Origin of the sequence: Alloiococcus sp. CFN-8, assembly GCF_049943125.1 — a bacterium.
Classification (GTDB): domain Bacteria; phylum Bacillota; class Clostridia; order Clostridiales; family Clostridiaceae; genus JAEXZL01.
In genome coordinates, this window is record NZ_CP188040.1 from 2,392,524 (window position 1) to 2,413,370 (window position 20,847).

The following is a 20,847-nucleotide window of genomic DNA, read 5'->3' on the forward strand; positions in this document are numbered from 1 at the left end:
ATGGAATTAAGAACGAGAATATTTACTCCAGAGGAAGCTAGGAGATTAAATCCACTTCAATTAGCTTTTTTAGGAGATGGAGTGTATGAGCTATTCATCAGAGGTTATCTTCTTGGCAATAATACAGCATTAAATGTACATAAGCTCCATAAAGAGGCTATTACCTATGTAAAAGCTCATGGACAAAGTGAAATTATTAAAGCAATAGAGAAGGAATTAACAGAAGAGGAGCTATATATTTATAAAAGAGGAAGAAATGCTAAATCTGCCACGGTTCCTAAAAATGCTGATGTAACGGAATATAGATTTGCTACAGGCTTTGAGGCTTTGGTGGGATATCTATATTTAATAGATAATGAGGAAAGGCTGAGCTTTGTACTCAATAAATCCTTAGATATAATATCCCGTAACTAGTTAAGTTTTCTAAATAAACAGAGAATATAAAAGTTTTTTGTGATATAATTTCGTATAATCAATTTTGAAAAGATGCGGATTAAAAATTTTATCTTTGGATAATATATTGACCATATTGAAAGCATTTAAAAAATAAAGTAAGCTTTGATATAACAAAGCCAATAAACGGAGGAAAAACAAGTGAATAAAAGAAGAGATGATTTTAGAAGTGATAGAGGTATGAGAGGCAAGCAGAATTCTAAGGGTGGAAATAGAATTCCAGCTAAAACAAAGGGAGAGTTTAGGGAAAATATAAAGGAAAAGATAGCAAGCCCTGTAAAGGAAGTTGCTATGAAGGAAGAAACTGTTATTCGAGAGGATTTAATTGAGGGTAGAAATGCTGTAATTGAAGCCTTAAGAACAGATAGGACAATTGAGCAGATATTAATAGCTAAGGGAGATAAAGAAGGTTCTGTCAATGTTATTATTGGAGCTGCTAAGGAAAAGGGGATAGTAATAAAAGAAGTAGATAGAAAAAAACTAGATATGCTCTCTGAAACAAGAGCCCATCAAGGAGTTATTGCTAAGGTTACTCCATATAAATATGTCCAGTTAGAAGACATTCTTAAAAAAGCAGAGGATAAGGGAGAAAAGCCTTTCATAATTGTGTTAGATGAAATAGAGGATCCGCATAACTTAGGCTCTATAATAAGGACCGCAGAGCTATCAGGAGCTCATGGGATAATAATACCAAAAAGAAGAAATGTTGGACTTACTCCCGTGGTATATAAGGCTGCGGCTGGAGCATTGGAGCACATGTTGGTAGCTAAGGTGACAAATATTAACGCGGCTATAGAAACTCTTAAGGATAATAATGTGTGGGTATATGGTGCACATATGGAAGGAGAAAGCTGCATAACTGCAGATCTTTCTGGAGCTGTTGCCTTAGTAATTGGAAGTGAAGGAAAAGGAATCTCTAAACTTACGAAAGAAAAGTGCGATAAATTAATTAAGATACCAATGGTAGGAGAAATAAATTCACTTAATGCATCAGTGGCAGCAGGGATAATTATGTATGAAGTGATGAAAACAAGGTTGTAAAAGGAGTCAGCTTTGAGGATAATTTTTGTTGATGGATATAATGTAATAAACAGCTGGCCCAATCTTAAAAAAATTAAGGATTATAGTTTTGAAGGGGCCAGACAGAGTCTTATAGACTCCTTGGTTAACTATGGAAGCTACATGGATTGCAGGATCATAGTTGTTTTCGATGCTCATATGGTATCTGGGGCTTTGGAAAACAAAGAAAGAATGGGCAATGTGCTAATAGTTTTTACAAAGGATGGAGAAACTGCGGACAGTTATATAGAAAGAAGCGTAAATAACATTGGAAGAAAAACAGAAGTATTTGTAGTTACTTCAGATTCTTTAGAACAACAGACGGTTTTCCAAAGAGGTGCAGTAAGAATGTCCTCTTTGGAATTCTATCATGAGGTTCTAAAAACTGAAAAAATTATCACCAATAAAGCTGATAAGCTTAAATTAATTAGGAGGCATAAATTGGAAGATTCCTTGGAGGATGAAGTCAAGGAAAAGCTGGAAAAAATCCGAAGAGACCGATGAAAGCCTTGATTTATGGGGCTTCGTGACATATAATTATAGACAATAGGATGTAAGGGGGGAGAGGCTTTGGAAAATAATGATATTAATGCTGTCGGCTTCGAAGCATATGGGAACAAGTTGGATGAAGAAGTGGTATTAGAAGCTAAAGGTGGAGATTCAAGGGCGCAGGAATATCTTATAAATAAATACGAAGCTTTTGTTAAGGTGAAGGCAAGATCCTATTTTCTTATTGGTGCAGATAAAGAAGATATATATCAAGAAGGTATGATAGGTCTGTATAAGGCAATAAGAGATTTTAAGCCAAGCAAGCTGACCTCCTTTAAGGCTTTTGCTGAGCTCTGTGTAACGAGACAGATTATAACTGCTATTAAGACTGCTACAAGACAAAAACATATACCCCTTAATACATATATATCTCTAAATAAGCCGATATATGAAGAAGACTCTGATAGGACTCTTCTAGATGTGCTTACAAGTCTCAGAATATCAGACCCAGAAGAGCTTTTAATAAGCAAAGAAGAAATGGGACATATTGAAAAGGAAATTGCTAGGTTGCTATCGGACCTTGAAATGGAAGTGTTGATGTCCTATTTAGATGGCAAGTCATACCAAGAAATAGCTTGTGATTTAGATAGACAAGCTAAGTCTATAGATAATGCCCTTCAGAGGGTAAAAAGGAAACTTGAAAAGTGTTTAACTAACAGATAAAAAGTTAATGAAAATTTGTTGACAAAAAAAAAATTCCGTAGTACACTTTAAAAGTGATTAAGAGATGGGGCGATTATGACATAGCCTCATAAACTGCTCATGTAGCTCAGTAGGTAGAGCGTCGCCTTGGTAAGGCGGAGGTCGTCGGTTCAAATCCGATCGTGAGCTCCATATTTTTTGGAATTATCAACACACTTGGTAAAGTTTATTATTAAACTTATTAGTAAGGAGGATAATGCACTATGTCAAAGGCTAAATTTGAAAGAAGCAAACCACACGTAAATATCGGAACTATCGGTCACGTAGACCATGGTAAGACAACATTAACAGCTGCAATAACATCAGTACTTGCAAACAAAGGATTCGCAGAAGCGTTCAAGTATGATGAAATTGATAAGGCACCAGAAGAAAAGGAAAGAGGAATCACAATCAACACTGCACACGTTGAGTATCAAACAGATAACAGACACTATGCACACGTTGACTGTCCAGGACATGCTGACTATGTTAAGAACATGATCACTGGAGCTGCACAGATGGATGGAGCAATCCTTGTTGTATCCGCAGCTGATGGCCCAATGCCTCAAACAAGAGAGCACATACTTCTTGCATCAAGAGTAGGTGTTGACTACATCGTAGTATTCTTAAACAAAGCAGATATGGTAGATGACGCTGAGTTATTAGAATTAGTTGAAATGGAAGTAAGAGAGCTTCTTAGCGAGTACAACTTCGATGGAGATGAAATTCCAGTAATAACTGGTTCAGCATTAAAAGCATTAGAGAACCCAACAGATCCAGAAGCAACTAAGTGCATAATGGACCTTATGGATGCAGTAGATAGCTACATCCCAACTCCAGAAAGAGCAACAGATAAGCCATTCTTAATGCCAGTAGAAGATGTATTCACAATCACTGGTAGAGGAACAGTTGCAACTGGAAGAGTTGAAAGAGGAGTTCTTCACGTAGGAGAAGAAGTAGAAATAGTAGGACTTTCCGAAGAGAAGAAGAAGACAGTATGTACAGGAATAGAAATGTTCAGAAAGCTTCTTGATGAGGCACAGGCAGGAGATAACATAGGAGCACTTTTAAGAGGTGTTCAAAGAACTGATATCGAAAGAGGTCAGGTAATATCAAAGCCAAACACAGTACATCCTCACAAGAAATTCGTAGGTCAGGTATACGTACTTAAGAAAGAAGAAGGCGGAAGACACACTCCATTCTTCGATGGATACAGACCACAGTTCTACTTCAGAACAACTGACGTTACAGGTTCCATAAAGCTTCCAGAAGGAATGGAAATGGTTATGCCTGGAGACCACATCGACATGAACGTTGAGCTTATAACTGAAATCGCTATGGATGAAGGTTTAAGATTCGCTATCAGAGAAGGTGGAAGAACAGTAGGTTCAGGAGTTGTTACTACTATAGTTGAGTAATCTCAATTAAATTTAAAATTTAAACTTGTTTAATAAGGACTGGGTTATTGACCTGGTCCTTTATATAAGTCTACATGAAGTATATTATATTGACATGATATATGAATTGTGATAATTTATTAAGGTAATACGCAATTAGCATATTTATATAAGCTTGAGCGACAATTATAAGAATTTATATAAACTGGAGGTGCGGAACGTGAGAGTAAAAGTAACTTTAGCTTGCACAGATTGCAAACAGAGAAACTACAACTCAATGAAGAATAAAAAGAATGATCCAGACAGACTTGAAATGAAGAAGTACTGCAAATTCTGTCAGAGACATACCCTTCATAGAGAAACAAAGTAATTTTCAATTTAGTTCCTTATGCACTTAGTAAATATTTAAGGATGTGAAGACACATGGCTACAGGAAATGTGAAACCAAAATCCAAAGATAAGCAATCAGGGATAGCTAAATTCTTTAGAGAGGTTATGGCAGAGTTCAAAAGAATCTCCTGGCCATCTAAGAAGGATATAAAAAAAGCCTCAGCTGCAGTAGCTGTAGTCTGCACGATTTACTTGGTTGTAGTTAGCGGAATGGACTATATCTTTCAGAACCTCTTAGATTTGCTTCTGAAGCTTAAATAGAAAAGGAGGCTGAGATAATTTAAATTATCTCGAATTATATGGGAGAAAAGGCTAGATGGTATGTAGTACATACCTATTCCGGATATGAAAACAAGGTTAAAGCTAACCTTGAAAAAACTATAGAAAATCGTAATCTCGAAACCCTGATTTTAGATGTGCAGGTTCCTATGGAGGAAGTTGTAGAAGAAAAGGATGGAAAGAGAAAGATATCCTTGAAGAAAAAATTTCCCGGGTATGTACTGGTAAAAATGTTAATGACAGACGAATCTTGGTACGTTGTAAGAAATACAAGAGGTGTAACAGGATTTGTTGGACCAGGATCTAAACCTGTTCCTCTTACCGACGAAGAAGTTGATTCAATGGGTATAGCTGAAACCATTGAACAAATAGATTTAGAAGTAGGAGAGAGCGTTAAGATAGTTTCTGGACCTATTAAGGATTTTGCTGCAGTGGTTCAAGAAATAAACACTGAAAAACGCAAAGTTAAAGTATTGGTTAACATGTTCGGAAGGGACACGTTAGCAGAACTTGATTTTAATCAAGTAGATAAAATGGATTAGTAATTTTTAGACATTTGTCTTAATTAAGTGGGAGGGCTATAGACCCGCCAAATACCACAGTATAGGAGGAATAACTCATGGCTAAGAAAGTAACAGGAATGATTAAACTGCAGCTTCCTGCAGGTAAGGCGACTCCAGCACCACCAGTTGGTCCAGCTTTAGGTCAGCATGGTGTAAATATTATGGGGTTCTGTAAGGAGTTTAATGCAAAGACTGCAAACCAAGCAGGCTTAATAATACCAGTTGTCATAACAGTATACCAGGACAGAAGCTTCAGCTTCATACTTAAGACTCCACCAGCTGCTGTTCTTATCAAAAAGGAATTAGGACTTGAAAGTGGTTCTGGAGTTCCTAACAGAACTAAGGTTGGTAAGCTTACCAAAGAGCAAGTTAAGAAAATAGCTGAAACAAAAATGCCTGACTTAAATGCTGCTTCTCTTGAGACTGCAATGAGCATGATCGCAGGAACTGCAAGAAGCATGGGCGTAACTGTTGAAGAATAATTCACGAAATAAGTGGGAGGTAAAAACCGATAATACCACAAAGGAGGCTTAATAATGGGAAAGAATTATATTGAAAGTGCAAAGTTAATTGACAAAAGTGTTTTATATACACCTGAAGAAGCTCTTGAGCTTGCAGTAAAAACTGCAAAGGCTAAGTTTGATGAAACTATCGAGCTTCATGTAAGATTAGGGGTAGACCCAAGACATGCTGACCAGCAGGTTAGAGGAGCTGTTGTTCTTCCTAACGGAACTGGTAAAACTGTTAAAGTTTTAGTATTTGCTAAGGGCGATAAGGCTAAGGAAGCCGAGGCAGCTGGCGCAGATTTCGTTGGTGCTGAGGATATGATTGAAAAGATACAAAAAGAAAACTGGTTTGGATTTGATGTAGTTGTTGCTACACCTGATATGATGGGTCTTGTAGGTAGACTAGGTAGAGTTCTTGGACCTAGAGGATTAATGCCTAACCCAAAATCTGGTACAGTAACCTTCGATGTTACTAAGGCAATAGCTGAAATAAAAGCAGGTAAAGTTGAATATAGAGTGGATAAAACCGCTATCGTTCACGTTCCAATAGGTAAGAAATCCTTTGAGGTTTCAAAGCTAGCTGAGAACTTCCGTACATTAATGGAAGCTCTTATAAAGGCGAAGCCAGCAGCTGCAAAGGGTCAATATGTTAAGTCAGTATCTGTATCAAGCACTATGGGACCTGGAATTAAAATTAATTCCACTAAAGTTCTAGATTAGTATTGACACTATAAAGCAAGTTTGCTATAATAGCACTTGTTGAAATTGAATAAAGCTTCCGCAGACAGTAGGTGCTACAGCGTAACGTATATCAACCTACCGAGGATAGAAACATTAAACTTGTATTTAATGGTCTTCCCGCGTCTGCGGGGAGACCTTTTGAATTTATTATACAGTTTATAACTGTGAGGAGGTGGACACACAGTGGCAAACAAAAACAGACAATTAAAAGAAGCTAAGGTAGCTGAGATCAAAGAGAAGTTAGAAAAAGCTCAAGGCGTTGTACTTGCACAATATCAAGGCTTATCTGTTGAAGAAGACACTGAACTAAGAAAAAGTCTTAGAGAAGCTGGTATAGAATACAAAGTATACAAGAATACTCTTGTAACTTTAGCAGCCAAAGAGCTAGGCTTAGACGGTATAGTAGAATACTTAGAGGGACCAGTATCCATAGCTTTTGGTTATGAAGATGCTACAGCCCCTGCAAGAGTTCTTAATACTTTTGCTTCAACTCATAAGAAGATGGAATTAAAAGCTGGTATCGTTGATGGTACAGTTTACGATCAAGAACAAGTTAAGGTTCTTGCAACAATTCCATCCAAAGAAGTTCTTATCGCAAAACTTCTTGGAAGCTTCAAGGCTCCATTATCAAATCTTGCATATCTTTTAAATGCAATTGCAGAAAAGAAGCAAGAAACTGCTGCTGAGTAATCAGTAGAACAAATCAAAAACTTATTTAAAAGAAAATTTGGAGGTGCTTTTTTAAAATGACAAGAGAAGATATCATTCAGGCTATAAAAGAAATGTCCGTTTTAGAATTAAATGAATTAGTAAAAGCTTGCGAAGAGGAGTTTGGCGTATCCGCTGCAGCTCCAGTAGCAGTAGCAGGAGCAGCTGCAGCAGCTCCAGCAGCAGAAGAAAAGACTGAGTTCGATGTTGTATTAGCATCAGCTGGTTCAGAAAAGATAAAGGTTATAAAGGCTGTTAGAGAAATAACTGGTCTTGGATTAAAGGAAGCTAAGGAATTAGTTGACGGAGCTCCTAAGACTCTTAAGGAAGCAGTATCCAAGGAAGATGCTGAAGCTATGAAGGCTAAGCTTTCTGAAGTTGGAGCAACTGTAGAGATAAAGTAATTTTTCACATAAAAAGAGGTGCTTAATGTGCCTCTTTTTTAATGCATAGGAATTTATAAAAAATTCCTATGCATTAAAAATAATCAGTAAAGCATAAAAGCTGTTAGAAAATAAAAGTTAAAGGTAATGATAGCTTTAGTGGATTTAAAAATCAAGAATAATTTTTGATGAAAAATGCATAAGATTTATTGACAAAGAAAATGAGTTGTGATACTATCATTTAATGTACTGTTCAATATGGAGTAGTATAAAATTTATTAATGTAACTACAATTACTTGAATAACTATTACAATAAATGGTTATATTATCAAGATGATGTAATACGCAATCTAATGGCCGCTAAAATACAGTGCGGCTTTGATTATTTAAGTATATGCAAGGGGTGAAAGCTGATGGTACATCCTGTCCAGGTTGGAAAAAGAACCAGAATGAGCTTTGGTAAAGTAAAAGAAGTCGCTGATATGCCGAATCTTATTGAGGTGCAGCTAGATTCTTATAATTGGTTTCTAGATGAGGGGCTTCAAGAAGTATTTGACGACATCAACCCTATAAGTAACTTTACGGGGAATCTAGTTCTAGAGTTTGTCGGCTACAAGCTTGATATGGCTAATATCAAGTATTCTGTGGAGGAATGCAAGGAAAGAGATGCAACATATGCAGCACCTTTAAAGGTAGCTGTAAGGCTTCAGAATAAGGAGACTGGTGAGATAAAGGAGCAGGAAGTCTTCATGGGTGATTTCCCATTAATGACTGAGCAAGGAACCTTTATCATCAACGGTGCTGAGAGAGTTATTGTAAGCCAGCTTGTAAGATCTCCAGGGGTTTATTATAATTCAACGCTGGATAAGAGCGGAAAGAAACTCTTTGCTTCTACTGTTATTCCTAACAGAGGAGCATGGCTTGAGTATGAAACAGACTCCAATGATATCATTTATGTAAGAATTGATAAGACAAGAAAACTTCCTATCACAATACTGGCTAGAGCCATGGGATATGGCAGTGACCAATCTCTTATTGATTTCTTTGGAGAAGAGGAACGTTTAAAAGCCACTATTGAAAAAGATAATACAAAGACTAAGGAAGAAGCATTACTTGAGATTTATAAAAGGCTTAGACCAGGTGAGCCACCAACAGTAGATAGTGCAGTATCACTTATTGATTCATTATTTTTTGATGCTAAGAGATATGATTTATCTAGAGTTGGTAGATATAAATTTAATAAGAAGCTTGCCATTTCATTAAGAATTGTTAATCAAATAGCAGCAAAGGATATTGTTCACCCGGAAACTGGTGAAATTTTAGTGGAAAAAGGTAATAAAATATCAAGGGAAGAAGCTCAAGACATACAAAACCTTGGTATAAATGAAGTAGATATACTTATCGAAGATAAAGTTATCAGAATCATAGGCAATCATTTTGTTAATCTAAGCAAAATAGTGCCTTTTAGTGTCGAGGAATTAAATCTTAAAGAGCTTGTGCATTATCCTACCTTAAGAGAAATTCTTGATAATTACAGTGATGAAGACTCAATAAAAGAAGAGATCAAAAAGAATATTCATAGGCTCATTCCTAAACATATAGTTAGAGATGATATATATGCGTCTATTAGCTATGAGCTTGGTTTAGCTTATGGAATAGGAAATGTAGATGATATAGATCACTTAGGTAATAGAAGATTAAGATCTGTTGGAGAGCTTTTACAGAACCAATTTAGAATTGGTCTCTCCAGAATGGAAAGAGTAGTTAAGGAAAGAATGACTATTCAGGATCAGGAAGGCATTACACCACAGGCCTTAATTAACATAAGACCAGTGGCAGCTTCAATCAAAGAATTCTTTGGAAGCTCACAGCTTTCACAGTTCATGGATCAGACTAATCCTCTATCAGAGCTTACTCATAAGAGGAGACTTTCTGCCTTAGGACCTGGAGGTCTTTCAAGAGAAAGAGCCGGTTTTGAGGTTAGAGACGTTCATCATTCCCATTATGGTAGAATGTGTCCTATTGAAACACCTGAAGGTCCTAACATTGGACTTATAAACTCTTTAGCTACATATGCTAGGGTTAATGAATATGGATTTATAGAAACTCCTTACAGGGTAGTTGACAAAAAAACTGGAGTAGTTTCTACAGAAATAAAATATTTTACTGCTGATGAGGAAGATCAATATCTTGTAGCTCAGTCCAATGAGCCTTTAGATGAAGAAGGAAAATTCCTTGATAATAGAGTAACTGTTCGTCATCTTGAAGATGTGTTTGTAGTTCCTAAGGAAGATGTTGACCTTATGGACGTTTCTCCAAGACAGCTTGTATCTGTTGCTACAGCTATGATTCCTTTCTTGGAAAATGATGATGCTTCTCGTGCTCTAATGGGATCAAACATGCAGCGTCAGGCCGTGCCACTTTTAAAACCACAGACTCCTATAGTAGGAACTGGTATAGAGTATAAGGCAGCGGTAGATTCAGGAGTTCTTCCTAAGGCAAAGAATGCTGGAGTAATTAGTTATGTAAGTGCCAATGAAATCAGGGTTAAGAGAGATTCTGATGGTGGAACTGATATATATAGATTATTAAAGTTTAAGAGATCCAACCAAGGAACCTGTATAAATCAGAGACCTATAGTAAGTAAGGGAGAAAAAGTGGATAAGGGAACAGTTCTTGCTGATGGACCATCCACTGACTTAGGAGAAATAGCACTTGGAAAGAATATCCGTATGGGCTTTATCACCTGGGAAGGATATAACTATGAAGATGCTATGCTTATCTCTGAAGAATTGGTAAGAGAAGATGTATTTACTTCCATACATATTGAAGAATATGAATGCGAAGCTAGAGATACTAAGCTTGGACCAGAAGAGATTACAAGAGATATCCCTAACGTAGCTGAAGATTCCTTAAAGGATATTGATGATAGAGGAATCATAAGAATAGGTGCTGAGGTAAGATCTGGTGATATACTTGTAGGTAAGGTAACTCCTAAGGGAGAAACTGAGCTTACAGCTGAAGAGAGACTTCTTAGAGCTATTTTCGGTGAAAAAGCAAGGGAAGTAAGAGATACCTCCTTAAGAGTACCCCATGGTGAAGCAGGTATTATCGTTGATGTTAAGGTATTTACCAGAGAAAACGGTGATGAACTGCCACCAGGAGTTAATGAATTAGTAAGATGTTATATTGCGCAGAAGAGAAAAATCTCCGTGGGAGATAAAATGGCGGGACGTCATGGTAATAAGGGTGTTATTTCCAGAGTTCTTCCTGAAGAGGATATGCCATTCCTACCGGATGGTAGACCACTTCAGATATGCTTAAATCCTCTGGGCGTTCCTTCCCGTATGAATATCGGTCAGGTACTTGAGGTTCACTTAGGCTGGGCTTCACAGAAGCTAGGCTGGCATATTGCTACCCCAGTATTTGATGGAGCAACTGAAAGCGACATAGAAAGATGTCTTGAAGATGCAGGCTATAATGCAGATGGAAAGACTGTTCTCTATGATGGTAGAACCGGAGAGCCTTTTGATAACAGGGTTACAGTAGGTATAATGTATATCCTTAAGCTAGCTCACTTAGTTGATGATAAGATACATGCTAGATCAACAGGTCCTTACTCCTTAGTAACTCAGCAGCCTCTTGGAGGTAAAGCTCAGTTTGGAGGACAGAGATTTGGTGAAATGGAAGTTTGGGCCCTAGAGGCTTATGGTGCTGCACATACTCTACAGGAGATTCTGACAGTTAAGTCTGATGATGTTGTGGGTAGAGTTAAGACCTATGAAGCAATAGTTAAGGGTGAAAACATTCCTGAGCCAGGAGTTCCTGAATCCTTTAAGGTTCTTATTAAAGAGCTTCAAGCCCTTTGCTTAAATGTTAAGGTGCTTAATGATGATAATGAGGAAATTAAGCTTAAGGAATCTGTGGAAGATGAGAATGAAGAGTTAGATATCAATATCGAAGGCTCCGAGGAATTTGTACCTTCAGCACCTACTGATGAGTATATAGAGGTAGATGAAGAGGTTGAAGAAGAATTAGAAGTGGATTATGATGATTTACCTTTAGATGATCTTCAAGGTGATCTAGGAATCGATGATTTTAATGAAGAACAGTAATCTATGAAGGGAGGATATACCCTTGTTTGAATTAAATAACTTTGATGCTATACAGATCGGGCTTGCATCCCCTGAACAAATTAGAGAATGGTCTAGAGGTGAGGTTAAAAAACCTGAGACTATAAACTACAGAACACTTAAGCCAGAAAAAGATGGCTTATTCTGTGAAAGAATTTTTGGACCACAAAAGGACTGGGAATGTCATTGTGGTAAATACAAAAGAGTTAGATACAAAGGTATTGTTTGTGACAGATGTGGAGTTGAGGTTACAAAATCTAAGGTAAGAAGAGAGAGAATGGGGCACATTGAGCTTGCTGCCCCTGTGTCTCACATCTGGTATTTCAAAGGAATACCTTCAAGAATGGGACTTCTCCTTGATATGTCTCCTAGAGCCCTTGAAAAGGTGCTATATTTTGCATCTTATGTAGTAATTGAGCCAAGAGAAACTCAGCTTCTCAAAAAACAGCTTTTAAACGAAAAGGAATATAGAGAAGCTGTTGATAAGTACGGTGAAGAAAGCTTCTTAGCTGGCATGGGAGCTGAGGCTATAAAGCAGCTTCTTCAGGAAATAGACTTAGATAGAGCTAGTGCAGAGCTTAAAGAAGAGCTCAAAACTAGCACAGGTCAAAAGAAGGTTAGAATAATCAGAAGGCTGGAAGTGGTTGAATCCTTCAGAAAATCAGGAAATAAGCCAGAGTGGATAATTGTAGATGTTATCCCTGTAATACCTCCAGACTTAAGGCCTATGGTGCAGCTAGATGGTGGTAGATTTGCTACCTCCGATTTAAATGACCTTTATAGAAGGGTTATCAATAGAAATAATAGACTTAAAAAGCTTTTAGATTTAGGAGCTCCAGATATCATCGTAAGAAATGAAAAAAGAATGCTCCAGGAAGCTGTAGATGCTCTTATAGATAATGGTAGAAGAGGAAGACCAGTAACTGGACCTGGAAACAGGCCTCTTAAATCTCTATCAGATATGCTTAAGGGTAAGCAAGGTAGATTCAGACAGAATCTTCTTGGTAAGAGAGTTGACTATTCCGGTAGATCCGTTATCGTCGTAGGACCTGAGCTTAAAATGTATCAGTGCGGTCTTCCAAAGGAAATGGCTCTAGAGTTATTCAAGCCTTTTGTAATGAAGAAGCTTGTAGAAGACGGAATAGCACATAACATCAAGAGTGCAAAGAGAATGGTAGAAAGAGTTATGCCTCAGGTATGGGATGTCCTTGAGGATGTTATTGAAGATCATCCAGTTCTTCTTAACCGTGCTCCTACCCTTCATAGACTAGGAATTCAAGCCTTCCAGCCAGTTCTTGTAGAAGGTAGAGCTATAAAACTTCACCCACTGGTATGTACTGCTTATAATGCGGACTTTGATGGTGACCAGATGGCTGTTCACGTTCCGCTATCTGTAGAAGCTCAAGCAGAAGCAAGATTCTTGATGCTTGCTGCTGGTAATATATTAAAGCCTTCAGATGGTAAGCCTGTAAGTGTACCTACTCAGGATATGGTTCTAGGCTCATATTATCTAACCATGGATAAAGAAGGAGCCAAAGGAGAAGGCCATGTATTTGCTAGTGTAGAAGAAGCATTAATGGCATATGATGTTAAAGAGATTGATATCCATGCAAAAATCAAGATAAGAATGTCTAGATTTCATAATGGAGAAATCAAAAAAGGCATCATAGAAACTACTATAGGTAAGGTTATATTCAATGAATCTATACCTCAGGACTTAGGCTTCGTTGATAGAGAAGATGAAAATGAAATGTTCAAACTCGAAGCTGATTTCTTGATAACTAAGAAATCCTTAGGGAAGATCATAGATAAGTGCTACATTAAGCATGGTCCTATAGAAACTTCAATAATGCTGGATAAGATTAAGGCTAAGGGTTATCATTACTCAACCATAGGTGCTATCACTGTAGCTGCCTCCGACATGGTTGTACCTGAAGCTAAGAAGACTCTACTAGGAGATGCTGATGCTACTGTAGATAAGATAGAAAAGATGTATAAGAGAGGCTTCATATCTGATGAAGAAAGATATGAACGTATAATAGATAAGTGGACTAAGACTACTGAAGAGGTTGCCGATGCTCTTTATGCGAGCATGGATAAGTTTAATCCTATATTCATGATGGCAGACTCTGGAGCCAGAGGTTCTAAGTCTCAGATTAAGCAGCTTGCTGGTATGAGAGGTCTTATGGCCAATCCATCTGGTAAAATCATCGAGCTTCCTATAAGAGCTTCCTTTAGAGAAGGTCTTGACGTACTTGAGTACTTTATATCTACTCACGGTGCTAGAAAGGGTAATGCCGATACAGCTCTTAAGACAGCTGACTCAGGATACCTTACTAGAAGACTTGTAGATGTTTGCCAGGATGTTATTGTTAGACAGGATGACTGCGGAACTACAGAAGGTATCTTTGTTTCTGAAATTAAAGATGGAACAGATGTTATTGAGCCATTAAGCGAAAGACTTCAAGGAAGATACTCTGCTGAGGATATAATCAATCCTGAAACAGGAGAAGTAATGGTTCCAAGGGATGAGTATATAGATCATGCTACTGCAGAAGCTGTAGCTAATACCGGTATCAAGAAGGTTAAAATAAGATCAGTATTCACCTGTAAATCTAAGGTTGGAGTTTGCTGTAAGTGTTATGGTATGAACATGGCTTCAGCACAGAAAATTAATATTGGTGAGGCAGTAGGAATTATAGCTGCTCAGTCCATTGGTGAGCCAGGTACCCAGCTTACTATGAGAACCTTCCATACTGGTGGTGTTGCTGGTTCCGATATTACTCAGGGTCTTCCTAGAGTTGAAGAACTTTTCGAAGCTAGAAAGCCTAAGGGTCTTGCTATAGTTAGTGATGTTGCAGGAACTGTTTCTATAGAAGAAACCAAGAAAAAGAGAACTGTTAATATCACAACAGAAGATGGAGAAGTTCAAAGCTATGATATACCTTTCGGTTCCAGACTTAAAGTATCCGATGGGGATCAAATAGGTGCTGGTGATGAAATCACTGAGGGATCTGTTAACCCACATGATATAATGAGAATTAAGGGAGTAGATGGTGTTAGATATTATCTTCTTTCCGAGGTACAAAAGGTATATAGACTTCAAGGTGTTGATATCAATGATAAGCACTTAGAGGTAGTAGTAAGGCAGATGACCAGAAAGGTTAAGGTTGCTGAATCAGGAGATACAGATCTTCTTCCAGGAACCATGATAGATATGTTTGATTACTATGCTGAGAATGAAAGAGTAGAACAGATAGGTGGAGAGCCAGCTAAGGGTGAACAGGTACTCCTTGGAATAACCAAGGCTGCCCTTGCAACAGATTCCTTCTTATCTGCAGCTTCCTTCCAGGAAACTACAAGAGTTCTTACAGACGCAGCTATAAAAGGAAAGATTGATCCTCTTCTTGGACTAAAGGAAAATGTTATTATTGGTAAACTTATTCCTGCAGGTACTGGAATGATGCGATATCGCTCTGTTAAATTAAACACTGAAAAAGAACCACAGGTTATTGAGCAGAACATATCTTTCGAAGAATAGAATATATTTATTGACAGTGAAAACCTAAAATGATAAAATACAGTTTGTGTGATTTTATCGCTTACTAAAATGATGGGTAAACCATTGTCTACATGACATAGTGTGAGGCAAAGGAATATCTTTGCCTCCATGTTATTGTTAATGAGGAGGTTATCTCATGGTAGACAGATTACAGGGTAAAAAAGTAGTAGGCGTTAAGCAGGCTACTAAAGCTTTAAAAGCTGGATTAGGTATGACTTTGTATGTAGCAGATAATGCTGATGCAAAAGTTATTCAGCCACTTAGAGAGCTTGCACATGAAAAAAATGTCGAAGTGGTGCTTGTAGATACAATGCTTCACTTAGGCAAGCTATCAGGAATTGAAGTTGCCTCGGCAGCTACTTTAATTCTAAAAGATTAATTTTGCTATTTTCTACTTATAGAATATAGATATAAAAATGCAGGAGGTGAAACCATGCCAACTATTAGCCAGTTAGTTAGAAAGGGCAGAAAGTCTGTTCAAGAAAAATCAAACTCACCAGCACTTAAGGAGTGTCCTCAAAGAAGAGGTGTTTGTACAGTAGTTAAAACTACAACTCCAAAGAAGCCTAACTCCGCTTTAAGAAAGATTGCCAGAGTTAGACTTACAAATGGATATGAAGTTACAGCTTATATCCCAGGTGTTGGCCACAATCTTCAAGAGCACAGTGTTGTTCTTATAAGAGGTGGTAGAGTTAAGGACCTTCCTGGTGTTAGATATCACATAGTAAGAGGCGCATTAGACTCTGCTGGTGTTGCTAACAGAATGCAGTCAAGGTCTAAGTACGGCGCTAAGAGGCCTAAGAAAAAATAATTGAGTTTATAAGTTGAGATGGTGCTATGTCTTTTGCATTTACATAGTTTATATATATATTTGCGGAAGCCAAAGCATCTTACGGTAGTGATAACACTACCGAGTACCTATGAACTTAAATCTAATTGTTAAGGAGGGAAGAAAGATGCCAAGAAAAGGTCATATTGCAAAAAGAGATGTTTTACCTGATCCAATGTATGGCAGCAAGGTTGTTACCAAGCTTATAAACAACATCATGGAAGATGGTAAAAGAGGAGTAGCTCAAAATATATGCTACGACGCTTTTGAAATAATAAACCAGAAAACAGGCAAGGATGCATTAGAGGTATTCGAAACAGCTATGAATAATATCATGCCTTTACTCGAGGTTAAGTCTAGAAGAATAGGTGGTGCTAACTACCAGGTTCCAATAGAAGTTAGACCTGAGAGAAGACAGACTTTAGGTCTTAGATGGTTATTAATTGCTGCTAGAAAAAGAGGCGAAAAGTACATGAGAGAAAGACTCGCTAATGAACTTATCGATGCTTCAAACAACACTGGTGCAGCTGTTAAAAAGAGAGAAGATACTCATAGAATGGCTGAAGCTAACAAGGCTTTTGCACATTACAGATATTAATTTCAAAACTGTTTTGGCATGACTGTCAAAACAGTTTTGTCGAATAAAAACATAAGCTGAGAGGAGGAAAAATTGTGGCAAGAGAATTTCCTTTAGATAAATTTCGTAATATAGGAATAATGGCTCATATTGATGCTGGTAAGACTACTACTACAGAGCGTATTCTTTTCTATACCGGAAAAACTCATAAAATTGGGGAAACTCACGAAGGTGCATCTCAGATGGACTGGATGGAGCAGGAAAAAGAAAGAGGTATAACAATTACCTCAGCCGCAACTACTTGTAACTGGAAGGGTCATGTAATAAACATAATTGATACACCAGGACACGTAGACTTTACAATAGAAGTAGAAAGATCTTTAAGAGTACTTGATGGAGCAGTAACTGTACTTGATGCTAAGAGTGGTGTTGAGCCTCAGACTGAAACCGTATGGAGACAGGCAGACAAATACGGAGTACCAAGAATGGTATACGTTAATAAAATGGATGCTACTGGTGCGGATTTCTATAACTGCATAAATACTTTAAGAGATAGATTAAAGGCAAATGCCGTTGCTATACAGATACCTGTTGGTCAAGAAAGTGATTTCAAAGGAATGATCGACCTTATAAGAATGGTAGCTATCGTTCATAAGGATGACCTAGGTAAAGAAATGGAAGAAATCGAAATCCCAGCAGAACTTAAGGATAAGGCTGAGGAGTACAGAAATCTTCTAATAGAAGCAGTAGCTGAAACAGATGAAGAGTTAACTATGAAGTATCTTGAAGGTGAAGAAATCACTGAGGAAGAAATTCATACAGCTATCAGAAAAGCTACTATAGCTAATGAAATGGTTCCAGTAATATGTGGATCTTCATACAAGAATAAAGGTGTTCAGGAAATGATTGATGCAGTAGTAGAATACATGCCATCACCATTAGATATACCTTCCATTAACGGAACTGATCCTGAAACTGGTGAAGAAGATCACAGAGAAGCTTCTGACGAAGCTCCAATGTCAGCTTTAGCTTTCAAAATTGCTACTGACCCATTCATAGGTAGATTAGCCTTCACTAGAGTATACTCTGGTGTAATGCAGAGCGGTACTTATGTACTTAACTCTACTAAGGGCAAGAAAGAAAGAATAGGAAGACTTGTTAGAATGCATGCTAACCATAGACAAGAGGTTGATGAGCTTAGAGCAGGAGACCTTGGTGCTATAGTTGGTCTTAAGGATACTACTACTGGAGATACACTCTGCGTAGACAGTGCCCCTATCATTCTTGAAAGAATGGAATTCCCAGAGCCAGTTATTAATGTTGCTATCGAGCCTAAAACTAAGGCTGGCCAAGAAAAGATGGGTATAGCTCTTGCTAAGCTTGCTGAAGAAGATCCTTCCTTCAGAACCTACACTGATCAAGAAACTGGTCAGACTATAATAGCAGGTATGGGTGAGCTTCATCTTGAAATCATCGTTGATAGACTTCAAAGAGAATTCAAGGTTGAATGTAATGTTGGTGCTCCTCAGGTTGCTTACAAAGAAACTATCAGAAAGCCAGTTAAGGCTGAAGGTAAGTTTGTAAGACAGTCTGGTGGACGTGGACAGTACGGTCACGCTGTTATTGAAATGGAACCACATGATGGAGAGTACGTATTTGAGAATGGTATCGTTGGTGGTGTTGTTCCTAGAGAATACGTTCCTGCTATCGATAATGGTATCAGAGAAGCTTCAGAAAGTGGTATCATCGGTGGATACCAGACAATTAACTTCAAGGTTAAGCTTGTATTTGGTTCCTACCATGAGGTTGACTCCTCAGAAATGGCATTTAAGATTGCTGGTTCCATGGCATTTAAGAACGCTATGGCAAAAGCAGATCCAGTTCTTCTAGAGCCTATGATGAAGGTTGAAGTTATAGTACCTGAAGAATACATGGGTGATGTAATGGGAGACATAAACTCCAGAAGAGGTAGAATAGAAGGCATGAACCCAAGAAACGGTGTTCAGGTTATAAATTCTATGGTTCCCCTTTCTGAAATGTTCGGATATGCAACTACCTTAAGATCAAGAACTCAAGGTAGAGGTGTATACTCCATGGAATTTGATCATTATGAAGAAGTTCCAAAGAGCATTCAGGAACAAGTTGTTGGCAAGAAAGCTTAATTTAAAGCTTATAGAATAACTTAAAAATAAATCTTTTACCTATAAGGAGGATTTCAAAATGTCAAAGGCTAAATTTGAAAGAAGCAAACCACACGTAAATATCGGAACTATCGGTCACGTAGACCATGGTAAGACAACATTAACAGCTGCAATAACATCAGTACTTGCAAACAAAGGATTCGCAGAAGCGTTCAAGTATGATGAAATTGATAAGGCACCAGAAGAAAAGGAAAGAGGAATCACAATCAACACTGCACACGTTGAGTATCAAACAGATAACAGACACTATGCACACGTTGACTGTCCAGGACATGCTGACTATGTTAAGAACATGATCACTGGAGCTGCACAGATGGATGGAGCAATCCTTGTTGTATCCGCAGCTGATGGCCCAATGCCTCAAACAAGAGAGCACATACTTCTTGCATCAAGAGTAGGTGTTGACTACATCGTAGTATTCTTAAACAAAGCAGATATGGTAGATGACGCTGAGTTATTAGAATTAGTTGAAATGGAAGTAAGAGAGCTTCTTAGCGAGTACAACTTCGATGGAGATGAAATTCCAGTAATAACTGGTTCAGCATTAAAAGCATTAGAGAACCCAACAGATCCAGAAGCAACTAAGTGCATAATGGACCTTATGGATGCAGTAGATAGCTACATCCCAACTCCAGAAAGAGCAACAGATAAGCCATTCTTAATGCCAGTAGAAGATGTATTCACAATCACTGGTAGAGGAACAGTTGCAACTGGAAGAGTTGAAAGAGGAGTTCTTCACGTAGGAGAAGAAGTAGAAATAGTAGGACTTTCCGAAGAGAAGAAGAAGACAGTATGTACAGGAATAGAAATGTTCAGAAAGCTTCTTGATGAGGCACAGGCAGGAGATAACATAGGAGCACTTTTAAGAGGTGTTCAAAGAACTGATATCGAAAGAGGTCAGGTAATATCAAAGCCAAACACAGTACATCCTCACAAGAAATTCGTAGGTCAGGTATACGTACTTAAGAAAGAAGAAGGCGGAAGACACACTCCATTCTTCGATGGATACAGACCACAGTTCTACTTCAGAACAACTGACGTTACAGGTTCCATAAAGCTTCCAGAAGGAATGGAAATGGTTATGCCTGGAGACCACATCGACATGAACGTTGAGCTTATAACTGAAATCGCTATGGATGAAGGTTTAAGATTCGCTATCAGAGAAGGTGGAAGAACAGTAGGTTCAGGAGTTGTTACTACTATAGTTGAGTAATCTCAATTAGAATTAAAGCTTAAGATTTAAAATTTAAAATTTAGAACGAATAGTTCTGAATTGAAAATTAAAAAGTTAAATTTAAAAGTTTAAAATTAAGAGCCGCAAGTTCTGAGTTTTAAACTACAAGATAAAAAGTTTCAAACCAAAAGTTATAAATTATTTTCACAACACACACACAAATATATAGATAAAATACCTGCACGGATCGGACAATAAAATGCAGGAAACACAAACACCCTGACGCTACGGCCATAGCCTCAGGGTGTTTTCTTTTTATCCAATCCCGCCCCCCTCCATCCAATCTCCTCTCATACCTCTCAGCCCTTATCTTTATTTCTTTATCTTTTTTTTATTGCTCTTGCTCCTGTCTTTCTTTATCTTTTATCTTTTGCTTTTGCTTCTGTCTCTTTCTCTCTTCTTTTCCTCTCTATTAGCGCCAGCTAATAATCTCCCTATTAGCGCAGCTAATAATTTCCCTCTCTTCTGCTCTTCTCTTTTTTCTCTGCTCCCTTGCTCTTGTCCCTTATCTTTTCTCTATTCTCTATTCTCTCTTCTCTGCTCTTGTCTCTTATCTTTGCTCTTTCAACTTTTAGCTCTTAGTTATTACTTCTTAGTTTTT

The 20,847-nt window shown here is 37.8% G+C and carries 19 protein-coding genes, 1 tRNA gene and 1 other annotated feature; all 20 genes read left to right on the forward strand.

Features of this window, described 5'->3' with window-relative positions:
• The 20 genes from ACPWSR_RS11035 (at window position 1) to tuf (ACPWSR_RS11130) (ending at window position 20,225) form a co-directional block, all read left to right on the forward strand.
• Window positions 1–414 carry a Mini-ribonuclease 3 gene (locus ACPWSR_RS11035; protein WP_426348278.1) on the forward strand — a complete coding sequence of 138 codons (414 nt, stop codon included), beginning with the start codon at window positions 1–3 and terminating at the stop codon, window positions 412–414.
• Window positions 415–594: 180 nt separating this feature from the next.
• On the forward strand, window positions 595–1,494 hold the full coding sequence (rlmB, locus tag ACPWSR_RS11040; RefSeq protein ID WP_426348279.1) for a 23S rRNA (guanosine(2251)-2'-O)-methyltransferase RlmB: 900 nt from the start codon (window positions 595–597) through the stop codon (window positions 1,492–1,494).
• Between the two features lie 12 nt (window positions 1,495–1,506).
• Window positions 1,507–2,016, forward strand: coding sequence for an NYN domain-containing protein (locus tag ACPWSR_RS11045; RefSeq protein ID WP_426348280.1), 510 nt, complete (start codon window positions 1,507–1,509; stop codon window positions 2,014–2,016).
• Window positions 2,017–2,082: 66 nt separating this feature from the next.
• The gene (gene sigH / locus ACPWSR_RS11050) at window positions 2,083–2,724 is read left to right on the forward strand and encodes an RNA polymerase sporulation sigma factor SigH (RefSeq protein ID WP_426348281.1); all 642 of its coding nucleotides are present in this window, start codon (window positions 2,083–2,085) and stop codon (window positions 2,722–2,724) included.
• 95 nt (window positions 2,725–2,819) lie between these two features.
• Window positions 2,820–2,895: transfer RNA gene (locus tag ACPWSR_RS11055), tRNA-Thr, on the forward strand.
• A 71-nt stretch (window positions 2,896–2,966) separates the two neighbouring features.
• Entirely contained in the window at window positions 2,967–4,160 is a 1,194-nt protein-coding gene (gene tuf / locus ACPWSR_RS11060) for an elongation factor Tu (protein WP_426348282.1), read from the forward strand.
• 199 nt (window positions 4,161–4,359) lie between these two features.
• Complete coding sequence (gene rpmG, locus ACPWSR_RS11065) at window positions 4,360–4,509, forward strand: 50S ribosomal protein L33 (RefSeq protein WP_426348283.1); 150 nt, start codon at window positions 4,360–4,362, stop codon at window positions 4,507–4,509.
• A gap of 53 nt (window positions 4,510–4,562) precedes the next feature.
• Window positions 4,563–4,790, forward strand: a complete 228-nt coding sequence (gene secE / locus ACPWSR_RS11070; protein WP_426348284.1) for a preprotein translocase subunit SecE — start codon at window positions 4,563–4,565, stop codon at window positions 4,788–4,790.
• A gap of 23 nt (window positions 4,791–4,813) precedes the next feature.
• Entirely contained in the window at window positions 4,814–5,350 is a 537-nt protein-coding gene (gene nusG, locus ACPWSR_RS11075; protein ID WP_426351380.1) for a transcription termination/antitermination protein NusG, read from the forward strand.
• 77 nt (window positions 5,351–5,427) lie between these two features.
• Complete coding sequence (rplK, locus tag ACPWSR_RS11080; protein WP_426348285.1) at window positions 5,428–5,853, forward strand: 50S ribosomal protein L11; 426 nt, start codon at window positions 5,428–5,430, stop codon at window positions 5,851–5,853.
• A 54-nt stretch (window positions 5,854–5,907) separates the two neighbouring features.
• Window positions 5,908–6,597 carry a 50S ribosomal protein L1 gene (rplA, locus tag ACPWSR_RS11085; RefSeq protein WP_426348286.1) on the forward strand — a complete coding sequence of 230 codons (690 nt, stop codon included), beginning with the start codon at window positions 5,908–5,910 and terminating at the stop codon, window positions 6,595–6,597.
• 40 nt (window positions 6,598–6,637) lie between these two features.
• Window positions 6,638–6,768 (forward strand) — a sequence feature (ribosomal protein L10 leader region).
• Window positions 6,769–6,801: 33 nt separating this feature from the next.
• Window positions 6,802–7,308 carry a 50S ribosomal protein L10 gene (gene rplJ, locus ACPWSR_RS11090; RefSeq protein WP_426348287.1) on the forward strand — a complete coding sequence of 169 codons (507 nt, stop codon included), beginning with the start codon at window positions 6,802–6,804 and terminating at the stop codon, window positions 7,306–7,308.
• 56 nt (window positions 7,309–7,364) lie between these two features.
• Entirely contained in the window at window positions 7,365–7,730 is a 366-nt protein-coding gene (rplL, locus tag ACPWSR_RS11095; protein ID WP_426348288.1) for a 50S ribosomal protein L7/L12, read from the forward strand.
• 390 nt (window positions 7,731–8,120) lie between these two features.
• Window positions 8,121–11,825 carry a DNA-directed RNA polymerase subunit beta gene (gene rpoB, locus ACPWSR_RS11100; RefSeq protein ID WP_426351381.1) on the forward strand — a complete coding sequence of 1,235 codons (3,705 nt, stop codon included), beginning with the start codon at window positions 8,121–8,123 and terminating at the stop codon, window positions 11,823–11,825.
• Between the two features lie 22 nt (window positions 11,826–11,847).
• On the forward strand, window positions 11,848–15,384 hold the full coding sequence (rpoC, locus tag ACPWSR_RS11105) for a DNA-directed RNA polymerase subunit beta' (protein ID WP_426348289.1): 3,537 nt from the start codon (window positions 11,848–11,850) through the stop codon (window positions 15,382–15,384).
• A 157-nt stretch (window positions 15,385–15,541) separates the two neighbouring features.
• A complete protein-coding gene (locus tag ACPWSR_RS11110; RefSeq protein ID WP_426348290.1) occupies window positions 15,542–15,784 on the forward strand; it encodes a ribosomal L7Ae/L30e/S12e/Gadd45 family protein in 243 nt (80 codons plus the stop codon).
• Between the two features lie 54 nt (window positions 15,785–15,838).
• On the forward strand, window positions 15,839–16,216 hold the full coding sequence (gene rpsL / locus ACPWSR_RS11115; protein WP_426348291.1) for a 30S ribosomal protein S12: 378 nt from the start codon (window positions 15,839–15,841) through the stop codon (window positions 16,214–16,216).
• Between the two features lie 145 nt (window positions 16,217–16,361).
• Window positions 16,362–16,832, forward strand: a complete 471-nt coding sequence (rpsG, locus tag ACPWSR_RS11120; RefSeq protein ID WP_426348292.1) for a 30S ribosomal protein S7 — start codon at window positions 16,362–16,364, stop codon at window positions 16,830–16,832.
• Between the two features lie 74 nt (window positions 16,833–16,906).
• Window positions 16,907–18,973: an elongation factor G gene (fusA, locus tag ACPWSR_RS11125; RefSeq protein ID WP_426348293.1), complete on the forward strand. Its 2,067-nt coding sequence runs from the start codon at window positions 16,907–16,909 to the stop codon at window positions 18,971–18,973.
• 58 nt (window positions 18,974–19,031) lie between these two features.
• Window positions 19,032–20,225, forward strand: a complete 1,194-nt coding sequence (gene tuf / locus ACPWSR_RS11130; RefSeq protein WP_426348282.1) for an elongation factor Tu — start codon at window positions 19,032–19,034, stop codon at window positions 20,223–20,225.
• Window positions 20,226–20,847 lie beyond the last annotated feature (622 nt).